Source organism: Candidatus Aminicenantes bacterium (assembly GCA_026393795.1).
Classification (GTDB): Bacteria; Acidobacteriota; Aminicenantia; order UBA2199; family UBA2199; genus UBA2199.
Genome location: JAPKZL010000152.1, coordinates 1 through 3,200, shown reverse-complemented (window position 1 = coordinate 3,200; position 3,200 = coordinate 1). Strand labels below are relative to the sequence as shown.

Genomic DNA, 3,200 nt, shown 5'->3' with positions numbered 1-3,200 from the left:
CAATATTACCAAAAACGACACTAAAAAGATATTGATAAAAAATGAAAGATTGGAAAAACCAGTAGGATAATGGCTCCTCAGGAGGGACTTGAACCCCCAACCTTATGGTTAACAGCCATCTGCTCTGCCGATTGAGCTACTGAGGAACCCGATGATATAAATATCAAAAATATTGACTATTGTCAATAGTGATTTCCGTTGAGATTTTCTTTGAACTGGGACTTGAATTCGCCACGGAGCCAAGAGCTCCGGGCGAACAAGCCCCCAATCCGCCGCGGGGGAAGGATATAATTGGGTTAATTGTTCCCCAAGGCGGATTAACAGCCATCTGCTCTGCCGATTGAGCTACTGAGGAACCCGATGATATAAATACCAAAATCTGCGCCTGTTGTCAATAGCGCTTTCCATGCCGGCCATCCCCGCCGGCTCTTATTTCAGCTTCAGCCGGCCATAGCCAAACTTGTTGTCCTGGCCCGGATCGCCGAGGTCGAGGGCGCGGGCAGTGATGATGTCGAGAATATTCGCCAGCGAATAGGGTGTTTTTTCCTTCAGCAGCGCGAAGGCTCCGGCCATGTGCGGGGTGGAGGAGGAGGTTCCGTAGAAGTTGTGATTGCCATAGGTGGCGCCGGAGGTTCCGGAAGGGGCGGAAAAATCGGGCTTGATGCGTCCGTCATGGGTGGGCCCGCGCCCGCTGTAATAATGGTAACTGTCGTTGTTAACATCGCTGGCGCCGAGGGCCACGCAGTGGGCCGAATCGGCGGGGATGGTCAGGCTGCCGGCCGGGACGTTGTACTCGATGGGGCCGTCGACCCCCCAGACGAATATCTCCATCTTGCAATTGCGGGTCGCGTTGTGCTTGTAGATGCGCACGCCGATGGTGACGGTCGAAGCGGTGTTGTTGACGACGCCATCCTCCTCGACGGGCCAGTAGCCGGCTCCATTCTGGAGGTTCGCCGAATCCCAGAGATGGGCCCAGACCCCCCCGGACTTGTAGTAGAACATCAGGTCGTAATCGTTGCTCGAGCCGCTGTAGTCGCTGCCGCTCCAGGTCCCCCAATCGTCCCAGTTCATCGACACGATGACGCTCTCGTGAGGCGGAAGCGCAAGCTCCAAGTATTCATCGTTGTCGGGGAAGTTGTGGAAACCGTTGCTGTCCGGGTCTGAGAAAGTTCCCTCCCAGTGGACGTCGGCGTCGTTGCCGGCGGCGCTGCACCAGATGATGCCGGCATTGGCGGCGCGATCCACGTCGTAGGTGATCGGGCCCGTCCCCTTGCCGTCGCCGGCGTTGGTCCAGCCGATCGAGTAGGAGATGATGTCGACCCCCTGGCTGATCAGCCAGCTGACCGCCTGGTGCTGCTCGGTGTCGGTATTGAAATTGACCAGGAACAATTCGGCGTCGGGGGCCATGTCGTGGACGATCTCGGCGCAGGCCGTGCCGTGGACGTTCGTATTCAGCAGCTGATCGCTGCGGAATGATTTCGCGGTGACGCTGGCCGGCAGCTCCGTGCCAAGAAGCTCCTGGTAGCCGGTGAAGCCCAGGTCGAGGATGGCGACCTTGACCGGATTCTGGCCGTGGAACGAGGTCAGGCGCTGCCAGGAATCGGCGCCGGTCTTGGCGACACCTTCGCTGGTGATGACGCAGGCATGGGGCTTGAGTGGCAAGCGGATCTGGCGCACCTGGGCATTTTCCGCCAGCTGCAGGATGGCATCGATGGGCAGGAGAGACTGCAGAGCGCTGCCGAAACTGGATTCCACCCGGCCGCCGAGGGCGGTGATGTGCTGGGCCAGCTGCGGAGCGGCCAGACCGGCCGCGGCGCCGGAGCGGCCATTTTGCGTGACCACCGTCACCCGCAGCAGGTCGCCGTCGAAATCGAGACCGAGCTCCTCGGCCGTCTGCTTCATGACGGCAAAGCCCTGGTCGCGGAAGATGCGGATCAGGCGGCAGAGGGAGCTCTCCAACTTGGGATGTTTATAAAGATCATCGATGGTTGCCGACGCGGCGGAAAGGCTATCTGCAGTTGACTGGCTGATCAGTAAGAGCGCCAGCGCTCCCGAAATGACCAGTCCCAGCACGGCCAACCTGAAAATTCTCTTATGTTTCTTCATCTTGCTCCTCCCATCATTTGAAGAAATACTTCAAACCGAGCGCAAAGACCAGGGCGTCCAGCTTGATGCCACTCAAGGTCCCGCTGCTTTCGACCAGGCTTTCGTCATCCGTCATGCTCCAGTTACTCTTGGTTTTGGCCAGAAAGTAGCGCAGGTCAATATTCAGCGACAAGGAATTTCCCAGCGCCAGTTCAAGGCCGGCACCGGCATGGAAGCCGAAAGCCCCGGCCACTTTTTCGCTGAGGGTGATGCCCACCGCACTCCAGCCATCAACGATCGTGCTGTCCAGGCTGAAGCTGTTGAGAAAATAGTTGCCGCCAACGAGCAGGTAGGGGGTCAGCTTTTTGCCGACCGGGAAACGCCCCTGCAGGCTGAGCTGCAACGGCATGGCGGCCAGTTTTCCCTTGGAGAGCGCGTTGGCGTCACTCTCCACGCCAGCGCCGAGATAGCTGGCGGCGAATTCGATGGCCAGGTTCCTGCCCAGACCGAGTAGAAACGAGGCGCCGAAGGCAACGCCGCCATTGAATTGGCTGTTGCCGTAAAGCCCGTAGCCTCCCCAGAGGCCCACGCCCGTGTGCCGGCCACTTTTCGCTGTTGCCTTTCCCGCAAAGGATTCAATGGGAGCGGCGTAATTAAAAAAAGAGCATGAGGCGAAAAATAGCGCGAAGATAAGCAGCATCCTTTTCTTTGTCCACCATCCTTTCTGGGTCATCGGTTACTCCTTTTGCATTGAGTTTGTCGTTGTGACAACCATATTATCCAATTGGCGTCTAAAATGCAACAGGTGACAAAGCCAGGCGTTCACTTTTTTTGCCCCCGGCGGCGAAGGACGCTGGCAATGAAGGCCAGCGCAAAAACCGAGCTGCCGGTGAGGACGATGACGGCGCCGCTGGGCAGGTTGAGGTAATAGGAGATGAGCAGCCCGCCGATCATGACCCCTTCCGCCAGCAGCACCGTCCACCGAACCAGTGAGCGGAACGAGCGGCTTAGAAGGCGGGCGCTGGAAACCGGGATGATCAGGATGGCGCTGACCAGGATGATGCCCAAAACGCGGATGCCCAGCACCAAAGCTGCGGCAAGCATGATATAGAGCA

The 3,200-nt window shown here is 58.2% G+C and carries 3 protein-coding genes and 1 tRNA gene; all 4 read right to left on the bottom strand.

Annotation, left to right across the window (positions count from 1 at the left end; translation table 11 throughout):
• Window positions 1–70: 70 nt before the first annotated feature.
• Window positions 71–146: transfer RNA gene (locus NTW95_07060), tRNA-Asn, on the bottom strand.
• Window positions 147–429: 283 nt separating this feature from the next.
• Window positions 430–2,106, bottom strand: a complete 1,677-nt coding sequence (locus NTW95_07055) for a S8 family serine peptidase (protein MCX6557171.1) — start codon at window positions 2,104–2,106, stop codon at window positions 430–432.
• 13 nt (window positions 2,107–2,119) lie between these two features.
• Entirely contained in the window at window positions 2,120–2,818 is a 699-nt protein-coding gene (locus tag NTW95_07050; protein ID MCX6557170.1) for an outer membrane beta-barrel protein, read from the bottom strand.
• 89 nt (window positions 2,819–2,907) lie between these two features.
• Window positions 2,908–3,200: metal ABC transporter permease (locus tag NTW95_07045; GenBank protein MCX6557169.1), on the bottom strand; the 293-nt coding region annotated here is incomplete at its 5' end.

Excerpts from the sequence above, each read along its gene's own strand:
- NTW95_07055 (MCX6557171.1), bottom strand. The coding sequence starts at position 2,106 with ATGAAGAAACATAAGAGAATTTTCAGGTTGGCCGTGCTGGGACTGGTC.
- NTW95_07050 (MCX6557170.1), bottom strand. The coding sequence starts at position 2,818 with ATGACCCAGAAAGGATGGTGGACAAAGAAAAGGATGCTGCTTATCTTC.